Below are 593 nucleotides of genomic sequence, written 5' to 3' on the forward strand. Positions count from 1 at the left end.
CGGCGCCGGCGTCATGCCGATCCAGCGAGATGACCAGCCGCCAGTCGGTACCGGGAATGGGCACGGCACGCAACCACTTACCGGCGCCATCCATCTCCACCTCGCTGACGCTCCCGTCGCGCGCCATCCCATCCAGCTGTGCGACGGTGAGTGAGGGAGCGATGTCGGTTGCCGGTTTCAGCAAAAGCTTCTCATCCGGGTGCGCAATCACCGTGCCGCCGGCATCGACAACGAATCCGATGCTGGCGGGCGTCGGATGAATAGCGCGGACGACTTGCCGCACCGTGTCCAGCGACACTCCGCCGGCCACCACGCCATACACAATGCCTTCGCGCAGGATGGGGGCGGTGAACGACACCAGGATCACGCCGGTGGCGGAACGGTAGGGTCTGGTGACAAGTGGTTTCTTGGCCTTGAGGCTATCCTGATACCAAGGACGGCCGGTCGGATCGTAGTTGGCGGGCAATCCAGGCGTGCTGGAAACAAAGTGTTTGTCCTGCCAACCGGCGGTGGTCAGCGAGAAGCCACCCGATCTCAGCAAATGGGCGGAGAGGCCACCTGGATCGCCAGGCGCGATGTCGGCGGCAGCAGCT

The 593-nt window shown here is 64.4% G+C and carries 1 protein-coding gene; it reads right to left on the reverse strand.

Annotated elements, in window-relative coordinates; genetic code table 11:
• A partial coding sequence (locus HLUSI_RS28625) for a cache domain-containing protein (protein WP_040503486.1) occupies window positions 1–593 on the reverse strand: 593 nt, incomplete at both ends.

This window comes from Herbaspirillum lusitanum P6-12 (assembly GCF_000256565.1).
Taxonomy (GTDB): Bacteria; Pseudomonadota; Gammaproteobacteria; order Burkholderiales; family Burkholderiaceae_D; genus Herbaspirillum; species Herbaspirillum lusitanum.